Here is a 21,890-nt window from a genome sequence, read left to right as displayed (position 1 = left end):
CTGAAACTTTACAGATAAGTCAGTAAACCGCTTCCCGGCCGGGATTCTTGGCATCAAAAAAACAGCCAGGGCAGCCGGCTGTTTTGGTCACATGCTTCTTTGTTTCATCGTCTCGTGCAAAAGCTTCGCTTCCAAAAAGAACACGTGGATGAATTTTTTCATATTCACTTTCGCGGGGGCGAGAGGTTTTGCATCCCTAGATTGGAGTTCTTTCATTTTCTGGCTGACAACCGGAAAATCAAAGAATTTCGATGCATAGGTTTCAAATTTCGGATTCGAAAAATCAGTGGTGCCCAGTGAAGCAAAATGGTGCAGCGAATGGATAATCGCTCTGCGGATGCGCTGCTCGGAGGCTTTCATTTCGCGATTGATCTCCGTTTCAGATGCCCCTGCCCCCAGCTTTCGTTCCGCTACTTGGATGAAGATTTGTTTTAGAGAAGGGATATGTTTTTCGTATGGCTCAGATTGCTCATGCTCTGCTAAATACTGAAGCACCGCCATGAGATCATGAGCGCCGCCTTCTCCCATCATGCCAAGCTCGGACAATAGGAAAGTTCCTGCTTCTTTTATGCCGCTGTCATTCTTGTGCGGAGGACGCGCTTTCCGTTCAGTCCGGTTGACAAGCCGGCTTAAAGAGTGCTGAATATCCCCTATCGAGTGCTCAAGGTCGATCCGTTCCTTCACCTTTTGGAGAACCGTGACAATTTCAATGCGGTTAATCGGCTTATGGATAAAATATTCGATGCCGAGCGAGTACGCTTCTCCGACCATTTCCTTCGCTTCCACTTGAGAGATCATTACGATCTTTCCTGAGTACGTATCCTGAAGCTGGCGAATCGTCTCAATGCCGTCCCGTCCGGGCATTAACAGATCAATTAATAAAATATCAATCTGCTTAAATTGCAGCATATGCCCTTCCACTTGGCTTCCGTCTTCCGCTTCACCAGTCACTTCCCCGAGATCGTCATCCTCAATGATCTGCCTTAAAATCGACCGTACCGCACGGTCATCATCAGCAATAAAAAAACGCATAGCTTTCGGTTCACCCTTTCTGAATCAAATGCCGGACAGGCAGCCTGATGGCAAACACCACTCCCCGCTGCTGATTATCAAACGTGATATCCCCTTCTAGCTCTGTCACGATTTCCTTTACGTAGGAAAGTCCGATACCCGTAGAAGGGGTGCCAAATTCGTCATATTTTGAAGTGAAACCCGGGTCAAACACAATGTCTCCGATTTTCTCAGAAATGCCGGGGCCATTGTCTTCCACCTGGAATTCTACCATACTCTCTTTTGGCTTACGGAGCCTCAGGCTGATCATTCCCTCTTCTCCCATTGCCTCAACCGCATTTGCCGTTAGATTATTTACGATCGAAAGCACGATAAATACGTGATAATCGTCATGCTCCCCTTCTATCGAGCAGTCAAAATCAATCTCTTTCCCTAGTGCTTCAGCGTACTTTTCATTCATTCGAATCACAAGCTGCAGCAAATCAGAAGCCCTCATATAATCCCTTAAACTCTCATTCGAAATCAGTTTTGAAAGCCCTGCGAATATCCGCTGGTTGTCCTTTTTCACTTCATGAATCTCTCCGGCCAGTCTCAGGATTCTGCCGCTGAGCTGATCATCCTTGCCCTTCACTTCCCGATAGAGCTGGTATGAATCGTTCGTCACTTGCTCTGTCGTTTTCAGCGTCTTTTTTAAATGTACCGTTTCTTCGTATAAATTTGAAACGATCATCAGCATGTGCTCATGCTGCCGCCTTGTCTGTTTTTCTCTCGATTGCGTCTCATACAGCTTCAGCACACTATAAAAGCTCATCACGATAAATGTGTGAGAAACCGCAATCACCGCGATATCCGTGATTTTCGCAGGCGTGACAACCGTATGAAAAAGGAGAAACTGCACAGCAAGCTCGACACAATCTGACACAATTTCAATCATAAACCCGATGAAACCGAGCATAATCGGCCGTTCTCGAAAACGATTGGCCTTTAATATGTAAAACAGACAGGCATAAGTCATATAAAAGAAAAAGCCGGACGCTTGTTCATAGAGAATCGGAACCAGTCCATCGTGACCCCCGCCCCATAGTTCCAGAAAAACGCGAAAGACAAAAACTGCCGCTCCCGTCAGAAGACCCGGCAACACAGCAGGCACATGCCGCAGCAGCGATAAGAAGAAGAAAAAAGCCGGTGCGCCAAAGCTGATCCTGAATTCCTCATTGAGAGGATAAAATTTCAATTCACCGGCCAACGGCACCGTAATCAGCATGAGGGCCAGTATATATCCGTCTTTTTCAAAAAAACGTTCCAGTTTTATGATGATCACATCCTCGCTTTTATTTTGGGGAAACGGCAGAAAACCTGCAAATTTCTTTTGACCCAGAACATGAGATTTTTATAAATCTTACGGCTTATTTTCAAAAATTTTTTGTCGTATTTTGTATGATTCTGTAGTCGCCATTATACAGTAAATATACCTTCCGCTTTTATGAAAGCGTTTAATGCCCCTTCAGTCTTCGTTTTGATAAACCTCAGTCCTTAAAGAAGAAAAACAGTGAGGAGGAATTCGATGAAAGAGTTGATAAAAGAGCCCCAAATAGAAATAGATCCGGCGTCTCAACTGCATGATTGGGTGAAGCACTATCGCCCCTTTGCCGCCAATGGACAAAGTGCAAACTATATCCCCGCTTTAGGAAAAGTCAATGACTCACAGCTCGGCATTTGTATATTGGAGCCTGACGGAACAATGATACATGCCGGCGATTGGAACGTCCCTTTTACCCTGCAAAGCATTTCAAAAGTGATCAGCTTTATCGCCGCCTGCATGAGCCGCGGCATTTCCTATGTACTCGACCGCGTAGATGTCGAGCCGACAGGCGACGCTTTTAATTCAATCATTCGGCTCGAAATCAACAAGCCGGGAAAGCCGTTTAATCCTATGATAAACGCAGGCGCCCTCACCATCGCATCGCTTCTTCCGGGAGAGTCGGCCCACGATAAGCTCGAGTTTCTTAACTCGGTAATGGAAACTTTAATAGGAAAACGGCCGAGAATTCATGAGGAAGTGTTCCAATCTGAATGGGAAACCGCGCACCGCAACCGAGCGCTGGCCTACTATTTAAAAGAAACAAACTTTTTAGAAGCAGATGTAGAAGAAACGCTTGAGGTTTACTTGAAGCAATGCGCCATGGAGGGCACTACAGAAGACATCGCATTGATCGGCCTGATCCTTGCCCATGACGGCTATCATCCGATTCGCCGCCAGCAGGTGATTCCAAAGGACGTGGCAAAATTGGCCAAGGCATTAATGCTGACGTGCGGCATGTACAACGCTTCAGGCAAATATGCGGCGTTTGTCGGCGTGCCGGCCAAAAGCGGCGTTTCCGGCGGCATCATGGCTCTCGTTCCTCCAAGCGCCAGACGAGAACAGCCTTTTCAATCTGGATGCGGCATCGGCATTTACGGGCCTGCCATTGATGAATACGGCAACAGCCTCACTGGCGGTATGCTGCTGAAACACATGGCTCAAGAGTGGGAGCTTAGTATTTTTTAAACATTAAAAAAAGAGGTGATTGTATGCAGCAAATCCTGGAACATATCGTCGGGATCGCAAATGATCTATTATGGTCAAAGCTATTAATTGTATTGCTCCTTTCTCTGGGAATCTATTTTACGTTCAGGCTTAAGTTTTTGCAGGTTCGTATGCTGAAGGAAATGGTCAGGGTATTAAGAGAAGGTGCCGCTTCCCGGTCGAAAAACAGCATTTCTCCATTTCAAGCCTTTTGCATCAGCATGGCAGCCCGTGTCGGTACAGGAAATATTACGGGCATTGCCATCGCCATTGCACTCGGCGGGCCAGGTGCCATCTTCTGGATGTGGATTATCGCCATTATCGGATCAGCATCAAGCTTTGTGGAAAGCACACTGGCACAGATTTATAAGGTAAAAGATGCAAACGGCTTCCGCGGCGGGCCGGCTTATTATATGGAAAAAGGGCTGAACAAAAGGTGGATGGGCGCGCTGTTCGCCGTTTTAATCACCTTGTCGTTCGGTATTGTCTTTAACTCGGTCCAATCAAATACAGTCAGTCTCGCCTTTGAAAATGCGTTCGGCACAAACCGCCTGACATTAGGACTCATTTTAATTGCTGTGTTCGGCACGATTATTTTCGGCGGTGTAAAACGCATTGCGAAGCTGGCTGAATCCATTGTCGTCGTATTGGCTGTCCTGTATATCGGAGTTGCGTTTTTCGTGATTTTCACCAACATTACGCAACTGCCGGACGTGATTGCACTTATCGTGAAAAATGCATTTGGTGTTGACCAGGCCGCCGGCGGCGCTTTGGGTGCAGCGTTAATGCAGGGTGTCAGACGTGGAATCTTTTCAAACGAAGCAGGAATGGGAAGCGCACCGAATGCCGCTGCCACCGCAACGACAAGCCATCCTGTTAAACAGGGGCTGATTCAAGCTTTTGGTGTGCTTACGGATACGCTGGTCATTTGTACAAGCACTGCTTTTATCATTCTGTTTTCGGATGCCTATCATACTCCGGGACTGAGCGGAATCGCGTTGACACAAGCCTCTCTCAGCTCCCATGTCGGATCGTGGGCATCAGGCTTTCTCGCTATTCTGATTTTGTTATTCGGATTCTGTGCTTTAATCGGAAACTATTATTATGGCGAAACCAATATCGGCTTTTTGAACAAAAGCAAAAAACTGATTTTTGTCTACCGTATCGGCGTGCTGGCGATGATTGTCTTTGGCTGTGTTGCCAAAGTCCAGCTCGTCTGGGATCTGGCTGATTTGTTCATGGGTTTGATGGTCGTCGTAAATTTAATCGCGATTTTCTTATTATCGAAGGTCGTTTTTACAGCGCTGAAAGACTATACACGCCAGAAAAAAGCAGGCAAAGATCCGGTCTTTTATAAAGATGTGCTCAAAAACCATAATGGCATTGAGTGCTGGCCGCTTTCTGATACAAAGGCTGACACACATAACAAACAAATATCATAAGAAAAGGGTGTTCAGACATATGGGCTGAACACCCTCCTCTTTTTGCGTTTATTGACAAACCCGTAAGCCACCATTACGATTTTCATATCCTTTTCAAAAAAATCTGAAAGAAGGCATCGATACATTCTATGAATCCTATCCAACACATACTAGATACATACCCGCTTATTGTGCTAGACGGCGCCATGGCGACCGAGCTGGAACGCAAGGGCTGTGATTTGAACGACAGTCTGTGGTCGGCAAAAATCCTGATGGAAGAGCCAGACCTGATTAAACAAGTTCATACTGATTATTTCGCGGCAGGCGCTGACTGTGCGATCACCGCCAGCTATCAGTCGACATTTGAAGGCTTTGCCGCACGCGGGCTGAGCGAAGCGGAAGCTCGCCGGCTCATCGAGATGTCCGTCAGCATCGCAGCTGAAGCACGTGATGAATTTTGGGCGCTTGAAGAGAACCGTCTGAATCGGCCAAAACCGATCATTGCGGCATCTGTAGGCCCTTATGGCGCTTATCTTGCGGACGGCTCTGAGTATCGCGGCAACTATGGAATCTCAGAAGATGAACTGATTGAATTTCATCGCCCCCGCATGAAGGCGCTGATCGAGGCCGGGGCTGATGTTTTGGCATGCGAGACGATTCCTTGTCTGGCCGAAGCAAAAGCGATTGTGCGGCTCCTGAAGGAATTTCCTGAAACGTATGCGTGGATCAGCTTCAGTGCAAAAGACGGCCTGCACATCAGTGACGGAACACCTGCCGCTGACTGCGCATCATGGCTTGATGAGCACCGCCAAATTGCAGCGATCGGCATCAACTGCACGCCGCTTCAGCATATCCCTTCCTTGATAGAGGAGTTAAAAACGCACACATTCAAACCGATCATCGCCTACCCGAATTCAGGCGAACAATATGACCCGAAAACAAAAACGTGGAACGGCGCAGCATGTACCGAACCTTATGGAGCGAGTGCCCGCACATGGTATGAAAAAGGGGCGAAGCTGATTGGCGGCTGCTGCCGGACAAAACCCGAAGATATTCAAGACATCGCGGCTTGGGCGCGCTCTTTAAAAACAACTTGACTTATCGGAATAGTTTGTATATTCTATCTAAAAGCCGGTACGCCGGAGTCTCGTGTCACTCGCTGACATGAGATTTTTTATTAGGAAGGAAATAAATCGCCATAGAAGGTTGGAAAAAGATGAAATCTGCTCACAACAAGAATGAGACAAACTTTCAGAGAAGTATGAAAAGCCGGCACCTCTTTATGCTTTCCTTAGGGGGTGTTATCGGAACCGGGCTGTTTTTAAGCTCTGGCTACACCATTCAGCAGGCAGGCCCGGCGGGAACCATACTCGCCTACCTAGTCGGGGCCGGCATCGTTTATTTGGTCATGCTGTGCCTCGGTGAGCTGTCAGTGGCTATGCCTGTGACCGGCGCCTTTCACACCTATGCAGCCAAATACATAGGGCCGGGAACCGGATTTACGGTCGCATGGCTGTACTGGCTGACATGGACTGTGGCATTGGGATCAGAATTCACAGCAGCCGGCTTGTTAATGCAGCGCTGGTTTCCCCATACGTCCGTTTGGATGTGGAGTGCCGTCTTTGCGCTGTTCATTTTCTTGCTGAACGCATTTTCGGTCAAGTTTTTCGCTGAATCAGAATTTTGGTTTTCCAGCATCAAAGTATTAGCCATCGTATTATTTATTCTATTAGGCGGCTCTGCCATGTTCGGCATCATCCCGATCAAAGGCGCAGAAGCCGCTCCGATGCTGTCCAACTTCACAGCGGAAGACGGGCTCTTTCCAAATGGATTTGTCCCGATTTTGATGACGATGCTGTCCGTCAATTTTGCCTTTTCGGGAACGGAACTGATCGGAATTGCAGCTGGTGAAAGCGTGGATCCCGACAAAACAATACCAAAAGCGATTAAAACAACGGTCTGGCGTCTCTCCCTCTTTTTTATCGGAACGATTTTTGTTCTGTCAGGGCTGATTCCGATTCAAGAAGCCGGCGTCATCAAAAGTCCGTTTGTCGCTGTCTTTGACAGAGTCGGTGTCCCGTACGCAGCCGATATGATGAACTTTGTCATCTTGACAGCGATTCTGTCAGCGGCTAATTCCGGACTCTATGCTTCTTCCCGAATGCTCTGGTCGTTATCAAAAGAAAAGACGCTTCACCCGGCATTCGCAAAGCTGACGTCAAAAGGAACCCCGTTTAATGCGCTGGTGTTCAGTATGATCGGCGGCATTCTGTCATTGCTGTCCAGCGTATTTGCGCCAGACACTGTTTACGTTGTGCTCGTTTCGATTTCCGGTTTTGCAGTCGTTGTCGTGTGGATGGGAATCGCCGCTTCCCAATTCATGTTCAGAAAACGATATGTCGCAGCGGGAAACAAGGTCGCCGACTTGAAATACCGGACCCCTTGGTATCCGATCGTACCGATTGCCGCGTTCCTGTTATGCCTGGCTTCCGTCATCGGCATTGCCTTTGATCCGAATCAAAGAATCGCATTGTATTGCGGCATTTCGTTTATGGCCATCTGCTATGCAGTGTATTATGCGAGAAACCGCAATAGCCGGGCTACTGCTGATATCACGCATTCAAAATAAAAAGAACCTGCCTCCGGGCAGGTTCTTTTTCATCTTTATACCTCCAATGTCCAGTTGAACGGGCCTTTCACTTTGCCACGCTGAATATCTGTTATCGTTTCATACAGCTTTTTCGAGAGATCTCCAATTTGCCCGTCGCCTACAATCACCGTTTTTCCATGAATATTGAGTTCACCGACAGGTGTAACAACGGCTGCCGTGCCCGTGCCGAAGACCTCTGTCAATTCCCCGCGGGCAGAAGCCGCGTAAATCTCGTCAATCGAAATTCTCTCTTCACGAACGGGAATGCCCCAGCTGCGCATCAATTCAATCGCAGACGCACGTGTAACCCCGCTTAAAATACTCCCGCTTAAAGCCGGAGTGACAGCTTCCCCGTTCATGACGAAAAAGATGTTCATGCTCCCTACTTCTTCCACGTATTTCTTTTCAATGGCGTCCAGCCACAGCACCTGGTCATAGCCCAGCTCATTCGCTTTTCGCTGTGCCTGAAGGCTTGCCGCGTAATTTCCGGATGTTTTTGCACATCCGACCCCGCCGTTCACCGCCCGCACGTATTCATCCTCGACGTAGATTCTAACCGGCTTCAGCTGATCGCCATAGTACGAGCCGACAGGCGAAAGCACGATCATAAAGGTATAGCTTTTAGATGCTTTTACACCAAGACTCGGTTCCGTGGCAATGACAAACGGACGAATATACAGTGACGTTCCCTTTTCCTTTGGAACCCAATCTTTCTCAAGCTCAATTAATTGCATCAATGCCTCAAGCACCAGCTCCTCGTCTAAAGGAGGCATGCTCATGCGCTCACACGATCTGTTCAGCCGTTTGATATTTTGATCCGGACGGAACAGCAGCACCCTGCCGTCTTCTGTTCTGTACGCTTTTAATCCTTCAAAGACAGCCTGGCCGTAATGAAAAACAGATGAAGACGGATCAAGCGTAAGCGGCGCGTACGGCGCAATTCTCGGATGATGCCAGCCGATTCCCTCTTCATAATCCATCACAAACATATAATCTGTAAAATATTGACCGAATCCCAAGGATGATGGGTCGGGCTTTTCCTTATGAAATGCAATTTTTTCTCGTTCGATAAGCTTATTCAATCTGATCAGCACACCTTTCACATCATAATTGTTTAAATATTCAGTCTTTTTAAAGCTGCAAAAAATATACAGCCTCTCTTTTCATGATACGCCGCTTCGCACTTATAAATTTCAGAATATTCTTTAGGATCATCAGCTATTATACACCACATTCATTGTCAAATGAAGATGAAATAAAAGAAAATTAGCCCGTTTGGCATCTTTTTCAACGTGATTACCAATCAAGGATGGACGAGAAATTGGCGCAGACTGTCACAGGATGTGATAACGGCAACCTTGGGCAGGACGCCTGATCATTAGCCGCCGTTTCTTTCATAACTGAACACCGGTGCACTGGCCTGACAACGAATGCAAGGGTCTTGCCGGCATACTGAAACAGCCAGATTCATTCTGGCTGTTTGATTTAGACTGCTAAATACAGCACGGCAATATGGCAAAGCAGCAACATATATACTGCGATCACAAATTGCCAATTAATCTTCTGCGCCCATGCAAACATCACCATCAAAACAGGAAGTATCACTATCCCTGCCAGCTTGTTAACCGTCAGATCCGGACGGTTCGTTCCATCATAATGAATCGGCATTTCCGCCGGCAGAAACGGGTAAAACACAATTGAAAGGATGAAAGCAGCAATTACGGATCCCCACAGCACTTTTCCATTCGTCAGTAGAAACATAGAGCAACCATTCCTTTCTTCATACATTTCTTTATGATTGATATGACTGTTCTACGGTGAATTTCGTTCGGTCTCCCCGCGTAATAATTTGCGCGTATTCCACGACTTTTTCGTTTTTGTCATAGGTAAGGGATTCTGATAAAAACGCCGGCGCTCCGACATTGGTTAACAAGTGGCCGCTAATCGTTTCATCTGTTAAAATCGGCTCGATTGATTCCGTGCCCCTGCTGATTTCAATATTGTATTTCGTCCTTAACAGTTCAAACAGAGAGCCGGTGCACTCTTCCTGCGCCAGCCCCGGTGCCGCTTTCCAGGGAATATATGAGGTGTGGTACTGCAGAGGCTCCCCCTCGGCGTATCTGACTCTGACAAGCTTGTTGACAGGTTCATTCTCCTTCATTTTCAGAAGCTCAGCAATGGAGTGATCAGCAGGGATCACCACAAGCTCAAGCACTTTTGATTCAGAACGCAGGCCTCTCATTTGTTCTGCAAAGCTCGTAATCTTATGCGGAATCGGCGTTTGTATTTTAGCCGCCGATACAAATGTTCCTTTTCCTTGAATCCGCTTAATATATCCCTCAAGCTCAAGCTGCTGCAGGGCCAGTCTCACCGTTGTCCTGCTGACATCGTATTGTTCGCAAAACTCGCTCTCCGTTGGCAGCTGATCATTCGCCTGATATTTGCCCGACTTAATTAATTCAATGATTTTAAACTTGATAACAGAATATAAAGCTGTCATTTCATTCTCCCCATTCCGTAATGCAACCGTTCTTTTTGATTGAGACCATCATATCACTTGCCTTCTAAATATGAAAGATTTGTATCCTTCTTTTATAACAAATTTTCAGACATTAATATTGACAGTTTGATAACGGCGGTGCTAAATTCGTAATGACAACTATCATAAATTGATCATAACAAATATGGTGCTTGTCTATCTCTTTGAGGGGGTGTCACATGAAGATCCTTATCGCCGAGCACTATGAAGAACTCTGTAAGTTAAGCGCTGACATTATTAAAGAGCAAGTACAGGCTAAGAAAGATGCCGTTCTCGGTTTGGCAACAGGAAGCACGCCGGTCGGCTTGTACAAGCAGCTGATTTCAGACTATCAGGCAGGCGAAATTGATTTTTCAAAGGTTACTACATTTAATTTGGATGAATATGCTGGTCTCTCTCCATCGCATCCGCAAAGTTATAACCATTTTATGCATGAGCATCTTTTTCAGCATATCAATATGCAGCCTGGTCAAACCCATATCCCGCAAGGAGACAATCCGCAGCTTGAGGCAGAATGTAAAGCATACGAGAATCTCATCCGCCAGGCGGGAGGCATTGATATTCAAATTCTCGGCATCGGCGCCAATGGCCATATCGGTTTTAATGAACCGGGATCTGATTTTGAGGACCGGACACGGGTTGTTAAGCTGTCAGAAAGCACGATACAGGCAAATGCCAGATTCTTCGGCGGTGATCCGGTGCTGGTGCCGAGACTCGCGATTTCAATGGGCATTAAAACCATCATGGAATTCAGCAAACATATTGTGCTATTAGCAAGCGGCGAGGAAAAAGCAGACGCCATTCAAAAGATGGCTGAAGGCCCTGTCACGACAGATGTACCGGCCTCCATTCTTCAAAAACACAATCATGTAACCGTTATCGCCGATCAAAAAGCGGCTCAAAAACTAAAGAAAGCATCATACTCATAAAGGAGACTGTCATGTTTAAAAAGGCATTTCAAATTCTGCAGCAGCTTGGCCGCGCGTTGATGACTCCGGTTGCCGTCCTTCCGGCAGCGGGTCTTTTGCTCCGTTTCGGTGACAAGGATTTACTGAACATCCCTATTATAAAGGATGCAGGCGGCGTTGTATTCGATAACCTGCCCCTGATTTTCGCCGTTGGGGTCGCGATCGGTTTAGCCGGCGGCGAAGGTGTAGCCGGACTTGCCGCTGTCATCGGATACTTAATTTTAACCGTCACCCTCGACAACATGGGAAAATTACTCGGGCTTCAGCCTCCGTATGAAGGAGCCGAGCACCTGATTGATATGGGAGTATTCGGAGGAATCATCATCGGGCTTCTTGCCGCCTATTTATATAAGCGTTTTTCATCAATCGAGCTGCATCCGGTCCTTGGGTTCTTCTCGGGTAAACGGTTTGTCCCTATTATTACTTCCGTCAGTTCACTGGGAATCGGCGTGATTTTTTCATTTGTTTGGCCGCTGATCCAAAACGGAATCAACGCAGCCAGCAGTTTAATCGCCGATTCAACAGTCGGCCTGTTCTTTTATGCAACGATCTATCGTTTGCTGATTCCTTTTGGCCTGCATCATATTTTTTATACACCTTTCTATTTTATGATGGGAGAATACACAGACCCGTCAACAGGCAGTACCGTAACCGGCGACCTGACAAGGTTTTTCGCGGGAGACCCGACAGCGGGGCGCTTTATGATGGGGGATTTCCCATACATGATTTTCTGTTTGCCTGCAGTTGCTCTTGCCATTATCCATACTGCGCGTCCGGAAAAGAAAAAAATGATCTCCGGCGTGATGATTTCTGCGGCGCTCACATCTATGCTGACAGGCATTACAGAGCCTGTTGAGTTTTCTTTCTTATTCGTTGCGCCCGTGCTCTATTTGATTAACTCTATTCTTGCCGGCGTTATCTTTGTCGTTTGTGATTTATTCCACGTCCGCCACGGCTATACGTTCTCAGGCGGCGGAATCGACTACGTCTTGAACTACGGGCTGTCGACAAACGGCTGGGTCGTCATTCCTGTCGGGATCGTATTTGCTTTCATTTATTATTATTTGTTCCGCTTTGCGATTTTGAAATGGAACTTGAAAACACCCGGCCGTGAAGCAGATGAAGCCGACCAATCTGAGGCAAAAGCTCCTGTCGCTAAAGACCAGCTTGCCTTTCATGTGCTGCAGGCCTTGGGCGGACAGCAAAATATCGCCAACCTGGATGCATGTATTACAAGGCTTCGTGTGACTGTTCATCACCCGAGCCAAGTCAGCAAGGACGAATTGAAACGGCTTGGCGCGGTAGGTGTGCTGGAAGTCAACAACAACTTCCAGGCAATATTCGGAACAAAATCTGATGCCTTAAAAGATGATATCAAAACGATCATAGCCGGAGGCGTCCCTGACACTGCCGCCACTCTCGATACAGAGACTGACGAACAGCAGAAGCCCGCTTCTGGCGAGACTTTCATATATCCGGTCAAAGGAGAAACAGTCTCTCTGGCAGACGTGCCCGATCAAGTCTTTTCCGAAAAAATGATGGGTGAGGGCTTTGCGATTGACCCAGCAGAAGGAAAAGTCGTTGCCCCTGCGGACGGCGAAATTATCTCCATTTTTCCAACGAAACACGCCATTGGCTTTAAGAGCGCCAGCGGCACCGAAATTTTGATCCATGTCGGAATTGATACTGTTACACTAAATGGGGAAGGCTTTGAAGCTCACGTCACGAGCGGACAAGCCGTCAAACAAGGTGAACTGCTTCTCACCTTTGATCTCGATTACATCAAACAGCATGCCGCTTCAGCTGTAACACCGGTCATCTTCACAAATGCATCTGAAGAAGAGATGAAGCACATCCATATGAAGTAAAAAAGTCCCCCTGCTGCGGGGGACTTTTTTGCCAACATAATGAAAGCGCTATCAAAATAAAATTTTGAAAAAGGTGTTTGATTGTGAATCACGAATGATATGATTATGCCTAAAATCCTATCATTCTAAAGGAGGATTCATTTGAAAAAATTAATCGCGTTTCAAATCTTAATTGCTCTGGCAATCGGCGCAGTGATCGGCCACTTTTTTCCTGATTTTGGGATGGCACTGAGGCCTGTAGGAGACGGGTTTATCCGCTTGATTAAAATGATTGTCGTGCCGATTGTGTTTTCTACTATTGTCATCGGAGCCGCAGGAAGCGGCAGCATGAAAAAAATGGGCAGCCTCGGCATCAAGACCATCATTTGGTTTGAAGTGATTACGACGTTGGTATTAGCCCTAGGGCTTGTATTAGCAAATGTCCTAAAACCAGGTGTCGGGCTTGACCTCTCCCATTTAGCGAAAAAAGATATCAATGAACTTTCCGGCTACACAGATAAAGTTGTTGATTTCAAACAAATGATCCTCGATATTATCCCTACAAACATTATTGATGTCATGGCCAGAAATGATTTGTTAGCCGTTATATTCTTTGCGATTCTGTTTGGTGTTGCTGCGGCAGGCATCGGCAAAGCCTCTGAACCAGTGATGAAATTCTTTGAATCCACCGCTCAAATTATGTTCAAACTCACGCAAATCGTCATGGTGACGGCTCCTATCGGCGTGTTAGCCCTGATGGCAGCCTCTGTTGGCCAATATGGCATTGAACTCCTCCTCCCTATGTTTAAGCTGGTTGGCACGGTATTTCTTGGTCTGTTCCTGATCCTCTTTGTCCTCTTTCCACTTGTCGGTCTTATCTTTCAGATTAAGTATTTCGAAGTATTAAAAATGATATGGGATCTGTTTTTAATTGCGTTTTCCACCACCAGCACGGAAACCATTCTCCCTCAGCTGATGGACAGAATGGAGAAATACGGCTGCCCGAAACGAGTTGTATCATTTGTCGTCCCCTCCGGCTTGTCACTGAACTGTGACGGCTCCAGCTTATATCTATCGGTTTCCTGTATTTTTCTGGCCCAGGCCTTTCAAGTAGACATGACATTGTCTCAGCAGCTGCTCATGATGCTTGTGCTTGTGATGACCAGTAAAGGCATTGCAGCTGTTCCGTCTGGCTCGCTTGTGGTTCTGCTGGCGACTGCCAATGCTGTGGGGCTGCCGGCTGAAGGCGTTGCCATAATAGCGGGTGTTGACCGCGTCATGGACATGGCGAGAACAGGCGTAAACGTACCGGGACATGCGATTGCCTGTATTGTGGTATCTAAATGGGAAAAGGCCTTCCGCCAAAAAGAATGGGTTTCCGCAAACGAACAAACCGAAAGCATATAGAAAAAAAGAACACCTCATTCCCGAGGTGTTCTTTCAATTATTCAGCAGCAGCGTGCTCTTCTTTTTCAATCGCTGCCAGTCTTGCGCTTACTTCTTCTGCTGTCATATTATGCTCTTTGACATACAGATTTCTTGGGTTCGTGCGGCATTCGTGGCTGCAGCTGCGCATATATTTATACTCATTTTCCGGTGTGCATATCATTTTCTTGTTGCAAGATGGATTTGCGCAGTTCACATAACGCTCACACGGTTCACCTGTAAAATAGTCTTTTCCGACAATCACATGCTCAACACGGTTGACAGGCACGCTGATTCTTTCATCGAAGACGTAGCACTGCCCGTCCCAAAGCTTACCTTGCACCTCAGGATCTTTACCGTATGTGACGATTCCGCCGTCAAGCTGTGCCACATCTTCAAAGCCTTGCTTCATCAGCCAGCCTGAGAACTTTTCACAGCGCACGCCGCCCGTGCAGTACGTTAAAATCTTTTTGCCTTCAAGCATATCTTTGTGTTCTTCGATCCATTCAGGCAATTCGCGGAAGGCCTCGATGTCAGGACGGACTGCTCCTCTGAAATGGCCAAGGTCATACTCGTAATCATTACGCGCATCGATGACAATGGTGTTTGGATCCTGCATTTTCTCATAAAATTCTGCAGGCTTCAGATGCTGCCCTGTTGTTTCGTTCGGATCCACATCATCTTCAAGACGAAGCGTCACGAGCTCTTTTTTATGACGGACAAAGATTTTTTTGAACGCATGGCCTTCTGCTTCATCAATTTTAAATACCATGTCCGCAAAACGAGGATCAGCTTTCATTGTTTGCATATATTTTTCAGTCTGCTCAACCGTACCTGATACCGTACCGTTAATTCCTTCAGAAGAAACAAGGATACGGCCTAACAAACCAAGCTCCTTACAAAAAGCTAGATGCTGCTCTCTAAACGTCTCTGGATCTTCAATGGGAACATATTTATAGTAAAGTAATACTCTGTATTGTTTTTCCATGATTTAAACACCCTGTTCAATTATAGTTAGTTGTTATGCACACTCTTACTATATCATACAGGAAAATGCCGCAAAGATGAACAGATCCGCCCAGACTGATAAAAATATCCAAGCTCTTGCAAACCCTCGCGGCAAAAGGGTTTATTAATAACAAATAGTATTTTCCATCCATTTACTAATTGATATAGTTATCTGAAAACTACCAAAAGATAAGACAAAATGAAAAACCCCCTGTAGTATAACAGGGGACCCTCTCACTTGATAATGACTGATGGCGTGATATGCTCCAGCCAAATGACACCGTCATATTGTTCCTTCAGGATCATCTGCTCTTCCATGACCCCCCAATAGAGTGCTGTCCGCGGGGTATACATCCACGAAGTGCCTTTCTTGTTTTTTGTATGGAGAAAATCAACAAAGACAGCTGGATGGTTCGCAGCCTTCAGCAAGGCTTCAAGACTTCCAGACGGCGGCGGGCTTGTGACCGGCGTAACGGTTTTATTATCCGAGCTATCAAGACTGGCGCCTGAATATGCATAAATGCCAATCGTATATGTTTGTTTTTTCAGATGCTCCGGCAAATAATCACCCATATTAGGAGTGTTTGCCTGTGTCATATCCTTAATCATTTTCGTATTCTGTTTGCGAAGGTGGTAATTGTGGCCCCAGACAATAATTTTCTTTTTCGGATAAAGGGTGTCGGCTACCCACTGAAATTGTTCAGCCATCATGCGGTCTCTTAAAACAAAAGGAAGCTCCTCTAATTTCTCCGGATAATCCTTTAGCTTTTGTCTCATTTCTTGAGGCATATACGTTTCCATTACGTCAATTCGCAGCTGGAGAGAATGCATAAATATCTCATAAGCTTTCGGCTCTTTCGGAAGGTGGGCTTTTAGTGCTGAAGCATTTTTTTCAGCGAACTTGATCAGCTCTTGATAGTTTTTCGCAAGCGCTTCTTTCTTTTGCGCAAATTCTTCAAACGTACTGCTGTCTGTCACCAATGTTGAAAAGTCATTTTCTGATTGAGAGAGCAGTTCTGCTTTTTCAGAGTCCACTGCTTTGACCCATTGGTTTGCAGCGTCATTGAATGAATTCTTCATGCTTTGAATATCAAAACCGGTAAGGATTAGCGGATCGCCTTTCTCTTTTTGCTCTTTCATGTAAGCAAACAGCTCAACAACATCTTCTGTGTGCCAAACAGCGGAAATGGCGTTTTTCATTGTGCTCTTAGAAGTGGATTGGCTCATATTAAGGTAGGCTGCATTTGTATCGGTAAAGCCAGACTCAAAGGCCAATACATCGTATCCCAGTTCTTCGTGGAGGTATTTGATCATGCGTACTTTTGTTGCATTGATTTCGCCAGCGCCATGTGTGGTTTCTCCTAACTGAACGATTCGTTTTCCTTTCAGCACCTTCTTCAGAAAGCGAAGGTCTTTGTTTGAAGCATCGGAAGAATCCAGTGGACGTGCATGTCGTTCAATCCAGCGATCCCAATGTTTTTCTTCAGAAACAGCAAGAGCTGAGGCTGAAAAAGAAGAAAACGCAAGACAAACAATCAGCAGCGGCAGCGTCATTTTCACGATCATTCGTTTCAATTCTATCTCTCCTTTTCTTCTAGGTTCTCTAGTCATTACGAGATAGATATAGAAAAAGTTTCCTTTATTCGCCAATAAAAAAAGCTTCTCACTTAAAAAGAAGCTTTTATCTGGATTCTCTCATCACTTGATGAAAGTAAAACCGGTACGTATTTCGTAAAAATGTCTCAACCGGAAGCTGCACATCGGCCTGGTATTTACTGATGATGAACGGAAACCGCTCGATCCCTTTCACACGCAAATCACTCGCTTGCTCTTCATCTGCTGCCACCCCTTGCAGTACCGCTTCAACGATCGGCCAGCACGCTTCTCGCACGTTCCGAAGAACGTCTTCATCTCCGGTGTGCTGATATTTCGTGATCCAGCTGATGATTTGTTTCTCCATGAGTCTCACCTTTCTTCAAAAAAAGAGGCGCTGCGTTTTTGCCAGCTCCTCTTTTTATTCTTCGTAACCTATCAGTTCTCCGACTTGGACTTCCTGGCCTTCTGTTAAGTTGGCAGACGGCTGGAACGCGTCTTTTTCAAAAATCAAAATGACAGTTGAGCCGAATGAAAAGTATCCCAGCTCTTCGCCGATCTCGAGCTCGTCCCGTGTACTCGTCTGCACGATAGAATTAATATTCATCGCGCCGACAGGAATCATCAGGATATTTCGGGTGCCGCCATTCAGCTCGTACACAAACCGGTAATTTTTCGACAGTACATCTTTTCCGTATTTTAACCCTAATTGATTGACGGGATATGAGCGATTTCCGAGCTCGGCCAGCTTTTGATACCTGCAGCTGATCGGGGAATGGAAGCGGTGATAATGCCGCGGGCTTAAATACAGAACGACAAAATACCCGCCATTGTATTGATGGTCTGCGCTTTTACAGCCGGTCAGCTCAGCGAATGAGTAATCTTTTCCCTTTACCGTAAAGGTTTGATTCGGGTTGATTTTTCCCACTGTCTGAACCACGCCGTCAACAGGGCTGACTACCGCATGAGCCTCTTTTGACACAGGGCGCCGCTCCAGATTTATTTGTCGAATGAACAATTCGGACAGCGAACCGTAATCAGCGGCCGTACCGTCCACATCCTCCCAATTCAGCCGAAAATGTTTTGAGAAAAGCGGAATGACCGGCTTGCTGATTTTAGACTCGCAAAATCCCTTAATCAGATAGGATGACAGACGATGATTCGTCAGCTCTATCAATGATCGATACAGAATCTTTACAGCCGTATTAAACATGGATAATCCCTATAACCCTTCCGATTGTAATAAAAATAAAGCACCATAAAAAGGCGCCGATTGCCGCAAACGCAATATACGTTTTCAGCTCCATTTTGCCGATTCCCGAAAAGTAGCACGTCACATGCCGGACGCCGGGAATGAAATATCCTAAAATAAGCGAATATGGACCGTATTTCTTCATCCATTTTTCCACTTTCAACATTCTCTTTTCTTTTAAACCGACCCATTTGCCGTACTTGTCGATAAACGGGCGCCCGGCTTTTCTGCCAATCATGTAGCTGATCAGCATGCCTGACAAAGCGCCGACAAAGCTGATCAATATCGAAAGCTCATAATTCAGCACTGCAGTGTGCGTGAAGTAACCAACAACCGTCATCATCACTTCATCTGGAATCGGCAGTCCAACAATCCCTAGAACCAGCATCAAAAAAATAGCGAGATAACCGTAATCCGCTATGAGCTGCTGAACTAATTCCATCTCTCGGACTCCAGATTTTCTGCCGCGTGTTTTTTAAAATGAGGGAATTTTATTTTACTCACCATTAAATATGAAAGCCCGCAAGTGCCGATTGCCAGCAGGATCGGATTATAGACGAAGCTTAGAATAACGAGACACATGCCCGCAAATGGAATCGGCATTCCGATAAAGGTCGGAAGCTTGCTTTGCTCAATGTTAAATTTAGAGAGGCGAAGCATTCCGCAAATGCTGTACGTCAATGCGCATAAAATCCCGATAAACGGAAGAGCGTATAATGCGACACTGTAGGCTAGCATAGAAGGAGCCACACCAAACGTCACCAGATCGGCAAATGAATCCAGTTCTTTTCCCATATCAGAAACGGCATTAAGTTTCCGTGCTGCCATCCCGTCAAAGAAATCGAGAAACATGCCGGTAAAAATGAAAAGCACTGCTGAATGAATGTTGTGATATAGCAAGGAATGAATCGCCAGCAGGCCGCAAGTAAAGTTTCCTATCGTAATCATACAGGGGATATAATTCACAGTGTAACCAAACCTCCAATTGTAAAACCATCTATATCATTTGACGATATGGATCAAATAGCGTTACAGGAAAAATTTTCTCTATTAAGCATCATAACATAGAATGCGCCTCAAAAAAGCACACTCAAATTCTATTATTATACAACATTTGTTACCTTTTGAAAAATGAATGCCAATCATTTCATGTTATATGCAATTTTACTCCTCGTTCAAAAAGGACAAAACGCGCTGATTGACGTACTCTGGCTGCTCCAAAGATAGCAGATGTCCGGCGTTCTTCACGATCTCAGCCTGAATCTCCGGAACCAATACCGAAGCCCGTTCTAGGGCCATTTGCTTGTGGTACATCACCTCGTGCTCACCGAACATCAGCAGGATCGGGACCGCAATTGATTTCAATTCCCGGTCTGTGAATACGTACGGAAAGCCGTTTTCTGCCGGCTTCAGACTTCTTTGTTCGTCCTGCCATTCCACCCCCGCTATAATTTGGCTGTGCAGCATAGGGTGCAGATCATAACGGCTAGCCGTAACCCACTTGATATATGCCTCAGCTCCCCGTGACCCTGTAAGCCCCGCAGCGTATTTATAGAAATCCGGATGAAATGAAATAAACGCTTCAGCAGGGCTCATGATAACTGCCCGCTCTACTCTTTCAGGCGCTCGGATCAAGAAATTTACAATATGGGATCCGCCAAGCGAAAGGCCTGCCAGGTATACCGTCTGAAGTCCGAGCGAATCAAGAACATCTTTCAGCCAGTCTGCACAGTCAGCTCTCGTATCCAGAGGCGCCGAGGGTATACTTTTATTTTTGTCTCCTATTATATCGACCGCATATGTACGATATTGACTGCTCCACGCCGCGATATTGGGATACCACATAGCGGAGCTGAAGAGGCCCCCGTGAAGCAAAACGAGCGAGGGTGCGTCCTTTGGCCCACTTGCAATAATATGTGTTTTTCCAAAACGAGTAGAAACATAGAATGCTTCCGGCTCAATCGGCCACAAAGAAAGGCTTTTATCATATGCCTGGTAAAAGCGGAGACCGCTCTCAGCCGTGGCAAGCTGCATCGAATCTTGTGTCATCTTCTTCTTTTTCCTCCGGGTTTGATTGATATAAAATAAAGGATCATGCTCCTTTTGTCTCGTAAGAAAAAATACCTATTTCTTATTATCTCATATTATAAATTTCCAGTATATAGTTTGGCTTCCTGTGATACATAAAAAAGACAGTTTTCCTCGTAATCAGGAAAACTGCCTATTCTTTAAAAACCAATGGAATGACCTTATCTTTTTTATTCTCTGTTAATGAGATATGATGGGTTACTGAGGTTTCATCCTTCGTCAATGCGACTGAGTAGTCGCCTTTTTTGCCGGTATCCCATTTGATGTCTCCGTTTTTGTCCGTTTTACCGAGTATCTCGCCAATCTCTGGACTCGGCTCCTGGTCTGAGGCCGGTGCTTTGACAATCGTCACTTGAACCCCTTCGACCGGCAGCCCCTTGGCATCCTCCACATGAAGAGTGACAGGAATAACCATTTCTTTCTGAGCAGATTGCGTCTGTGAACTGCATCCGCATAAAAACAAAATAGACATGAAAATGGCTAGTTTGCTGTATTTATTGATTTGCCCAATATTGAATATTGTTGAATACATCGTTCGTCACCCTTGTTCCCAAGTTATATGACGATCCCCCGTTCGTGTGAATGGCAATAGCTGTCTGCCCTGTATCACTGTAGTTTCGATAAACAGGCGAGCCGCTTTGGCAGCCGTACGTATCAGTTGTATAGGTCAGCTTATACGTTTCAGCGGATCGAATCGGCTTTGTATCAGACCACATCGTGCCAAAGGTTTTGTCACACGGGAATCCTGTCACTGACGAGGAAAGGCCCACTGGACTGCTGCTGTTTGTTGTCCGGTAGCCATACCAGCCAACCGTGTTTCCAGGAGAACCGTTTAATTTAATCGCTCCGTAATCATAATTGGTGTTTTTGCTTTCCGTCCATCCTTTGACGGAGTAAAACATCGTGCCTGAATAAGTACCGTATGGATATGAAGAACCATTGCGGCCCGGAGCAGCGGTTATCGTCGAAGCCCATCCGTGCTCCTGGCTGTACACACAATGTCCAGCCGTTACGACTGTATTCGGATTGACTAAAAATCCGGTACATCCATAAGTGCTAGAGGTGTTGGGATACTTGATTGAAAGTTGAACAGTTGCTCTATAAGGAAAAGACGTGGTGCTGGAGATTCTCGTGCGTTCATCGGTTCCGATGATACTTGAAGGCTGTAAGGTTTGAATGTTTTTTTCCAGTTCCGTTTGCCCGCCGTATAACGATTTACTTGTTTTTCCGGTTCCCTCATAAGGGGCGGAAATCTGCTCTGCTTTTGACGTTTGGTTTTTCGTGGCATCAGCTTCTTTACCTGTATTTGATACAGAAGTTTGCGGATTCTCTGCCGCCTTTGCCGATACACCAAAGGATACCGCCGCTGCCATCGCCAAGCATAAAACCATAAAGCAAGCAGTGCATTGTTTTCTGAATGTTGGAACTAATTTCATTTTGTCATCTCCCTCCTTTTGTGTCAACCACCCATATAGATGGAAGACTTTTACATTATAATCAGGTTTTTGATTCTTATGATAAA

General features: G+C 45.9%; 21 protein-coding genes. 7 read left to right on the top strand and 14 right to left on the bottom strand.

Features of this window, described 5'->3' with window-relative positions:
- Window positions 1–87: 87 nt before the first annotated feature.
- Together MOB98_RS04220 and glnK are read right to left on the bottom strand one after the other, a co-directional pair.
- Window positions 88–1,032 (bottom strand): DNA-binding domain-containing protein, encoded by a 945-nt coding sequence (locus MOB98_RS04220; protein ID WP_268358537.1) that lies wholly within the window; start codon window positions 1,030–1,032, stop codon window positions 88–90.
- A gap of 10 nt (window positions 1,033–1,042) precedes the next feature.
- Complete coding sequence (glnK, locus tag MOB98_RS04215; protein ID WP_268358579.1) at window positions 1,043–2,275, bottom strand: two-component system sensor histidine kinase GlnK; 1,233 nt, start codon at window positions 2,273–2,275, stop codon at window positions 1,043–1,045.
- A gap of 300 nt (window positions 2,276–2,575) precedes the next feature.
- Between glnK and MOB98_RS04210 the strand changes: the two genes are divergently transcribed.
- The 4 genes from MOB98_RS04210 to mmuP all read left to right on the top strand — a co-directional run bounded on the left by MOB98_RS04210 (window position 2,576) and on the right by mmuP (window position 7,627).
- Complete coding sequence (locus tag MOB98_RS04210; protein ID WP_268358534.1) at window positions 2,576–3,559, top strand: glutaminase; 984 nt, start codon at window positions 2,576–2,578, stop codon at window positions 3,557–3,559.
- Between the two features lie 23 nt (window positions 3,560–3,582).
- Entirely contained in the window at window positions 3,583–5,019 is a 1,437-nt protein-coding gene (locus MOB98_RS04205) for an alanine/glycine:cation symporter family protein (RefSeq protein WP_268358532.1), read from the top strand.
- 128 nt (window positions 5,020–5,147) lie between these two features.
- Entirely contained in the window at window positions 5,148–6,095 is a 948-nt protein-coding gene (mmuM, locus tag MOB98_RS04200; RefSeq protein WP_268358531.1) for a homocysteine S-methyltransferase, read from the top strand.
- A 119-nt stretch (window positions 6,096–6,214) separates the two neighbouring features.
- Entirely contained in the window at window positions 6,215–7,627 is a 1,413-nt protein-coding gene (gene mmuP, locus MOB98_RS04195; RefSeq protein WP_268358529.1) for an S-methylmethionine permease, read from the top strand.
- 35 nt (window positions 7,628–7,662) lie between these two features.
- Here the strand turns inward: mmuP and MOB98_RS04190 are convergent, their stop codons facing one another.
- From MOB98_RS04190 to gamR, 3 genes are all read right to left on the bottom strand, one after another.
- Complete coding sequence (locus tag MOB98_RS04190) at window positions 7,663–8,730, bottom strand: branched-chain amino acid aminotransferase (protein ID WP_268358527.1); 1,068 nt, start codon at window positions 8,728–8,730, stop codon at window positions 7,663–7,665.
- Window positions 8,731–9,133: 403 nt separating this feature from the next.
- Window positions 9,134–9,409, bottom strand: a complete 276-nt coding sequence (locus MOB98_RS04185) for a DUF1648 domain-containing protein (protein ID WP_268358526.1) — start codon at window positions 9,407–9,409, stop codon at window positions 9,134–9,136.
- Window positions 9,410–9,440: 31 nt separating this feature from the next.
- Entirely contained in the window at window positions 9,441–10,148 is a 708-nt protein-coding gene (gamR, locus tag MOB98_RS04180; RefSeq protein ID WP_268358524.1) for a transcriptional regulator GamR, read from the bottom strand.
- 218 nt (window positions 10,149–10,366) lie between these two features.
- On the opposite strand from gamR, the gene nagB reads away from it, so the two are divergent.
- The 3 genes from nagB to gltP all read left to right on the top strand — a co-directional run bounded on the left by nagB (window position 10,367) and on the right by gltP (window position 14,409).
- Window positions 10,367–11,116 (top strand): glucosamine-6-phosphate deaminase, encoded by a 750-nt coding sequence (gene nagB / locus MOB98_RS04175; protein WP_268358523.1) that lies wholly within the window; start codon window positions 10,367–10,369, stop codon window positions 11,114–11,116.
- Window positions 11,117–11,127: 11 nt separating this feature from the next.
- A complete protein-coding gene (gene ptsG, locus MOB98_RS04170; protein ID WP_268358522.1) occupies window positions 11,128–13,023 on the top strand; it encodes a glucose-specific PTS transporter subunit IIBC in 1,896 nt (631 codons plus the stop codon).
- 141 nt (window positions 13,024–13,164) lie between these two features.
- Window positions 13,165–14,409 carry a glutamate-aspartate/proton symporter GltP gene (gene gltP, locus MOB98_RS04165; protein ID WP_268358521.1) on the top strand — a complete coding sequence of 415 codons (1,245 nt, stop codon included), beginning with the start codon at window positions 13,165–13,167 and terminating at the stop codon, window positions 14,407–14,409.
- A 37-nt stretch (window positions 14,410–14,446) separates the two neighbouring features.
- On the opposite strand, the gene MOB98_RS04160 is transcribed toward gltP, so the two are convergent.
- The 9 genes from MOB98_RS04160 to mpr all read right to left on the bottom strand — a co-directional run bounded on the left by MOB98_RS04160 (window position 14,447) and on the right by mpr (window position 21,804).
- Window positions 14,447–15,415, bottom strand: coding sequence for a rhodanese-related sulfurtransferase (locus MOB98_RS04160; RefSeq protein WP_268358520.1), 969 nt, complete (start codon window positions 15,413–15,415; stop codon window positions 14,447–14,449).
- 254 nt (window positions 15,416–15,669) lie between these two features.
- Window positions 15,670–17,010, bottom strand: coding sequence for an erythromycin esterase family protein (locus MOB98_RS04155; RefSeq protein ID WP_268358519.1), 1,341 nt, complete (start codon window positions 17,008–17,010; stop codon window positions 15,670–15,672).
- Window positions 17,011–17,116: 106 nt separating this feature from the next.
- The gene (locus MOB98_RS04150) at window positions 17,117–17,395 is read right to left on the bottom strand and encodes a hypothetical protein (RefSeq protein WP_268358518.1); all 279 of its coding nucleotides are present in this window, start codon (window positions 17,393–17,395) and stop codon (window positions 17,117–17,119) included.
- A 54-nt stretch (window positions 17,396–17,449) separates the two neighbouring features.
- Window positions 17,450–18,241, bottom strand: coding sequence for a phosphatidylserine decarboxylase (locus MOB98_RS04145; protein ID WP_268358516.1), 792 nt, complete (start codon window positions 18,239–18,241; stop codon window positions 17,450–17,452).
- Window positions 18,234–18,722: a DedA family protein gene (locus MOB98_RS04140; RefSeq protein ID WP_268358514.1), complete on the bottom strand. Its 489-nt coding sequence runs from the start codon at window positions 18,720–18,722 to the stop codon at window positions 18,234–18,236. The genes MOB98_RS04145 and MOB98_RS04140 overlap by 8 nt, the downstream gene beginning before the upstream one ends.
- Complete coding sequence (gene pssA, locus MOB98_RS04135; RefSeq protein WP_064815290.1) at window positions 18,713–19,246, bottom strand: CDP-diacylglycerol--serine O-phosphatidyltransferase; 534 nt, start codon at window positions 19,244–19,246, stop codon at window positions 18,713–18,715. Before pssA ends, MOB98_RS04140 begins: the two co-directional genes overlap by 10 nt.
- A gap of 198 nt (window positions 19,247–19,444) precedes the next feature.
- A complete protein-coding gene (locus MOB98_RS04130; RefSeq protein ID WP_268358513.1) occupies window positions 19,445–20,329 on the bottom strand; it encodes an alpha/beta fold hydrolase in 885 nt (294 codons plus the stop codon).
- Window positions 20,330–20,501: 172 nt separating this feature from the next.
- A complete protein-coding gene (locus tag MOB98_RS04125) occupies window positions 20,502–20,900 on the bottom strand; it encodes a YbfJ family protein (RefSeq protein WP_268358511.1) in 399 nt (132 codons plus the stop codon).
- A complete protein-coding gene (gene mpr, locus MOB98_RS04120; protein ID WP_268358508.1) occupies window positions 20,863–21,804 on the bottom strand; it encodes an extracellular metalloprotease Mpr in 942 nt (313 codons plus the stop codon). The genes MOB98_RS04125 and mpr overlap by 38 nt, the downstream gene beginning before the upstream one ends.
- Between the last annotated feature and the right edge of the window lie 86 nt (window positions 21,805–21,890).

This window comes from Bacillus sp. N13C7, from assembly GCF_026790065.1.
In the GTDB taxonomy this organism is placed as follows: Bacteria; Bacillota; Bacilli; order Bacillales; family Bacillaceae; genus Bacillus.
This window is presented reverse-complemented; position numbering and strand designations above follow the sequence as displayed.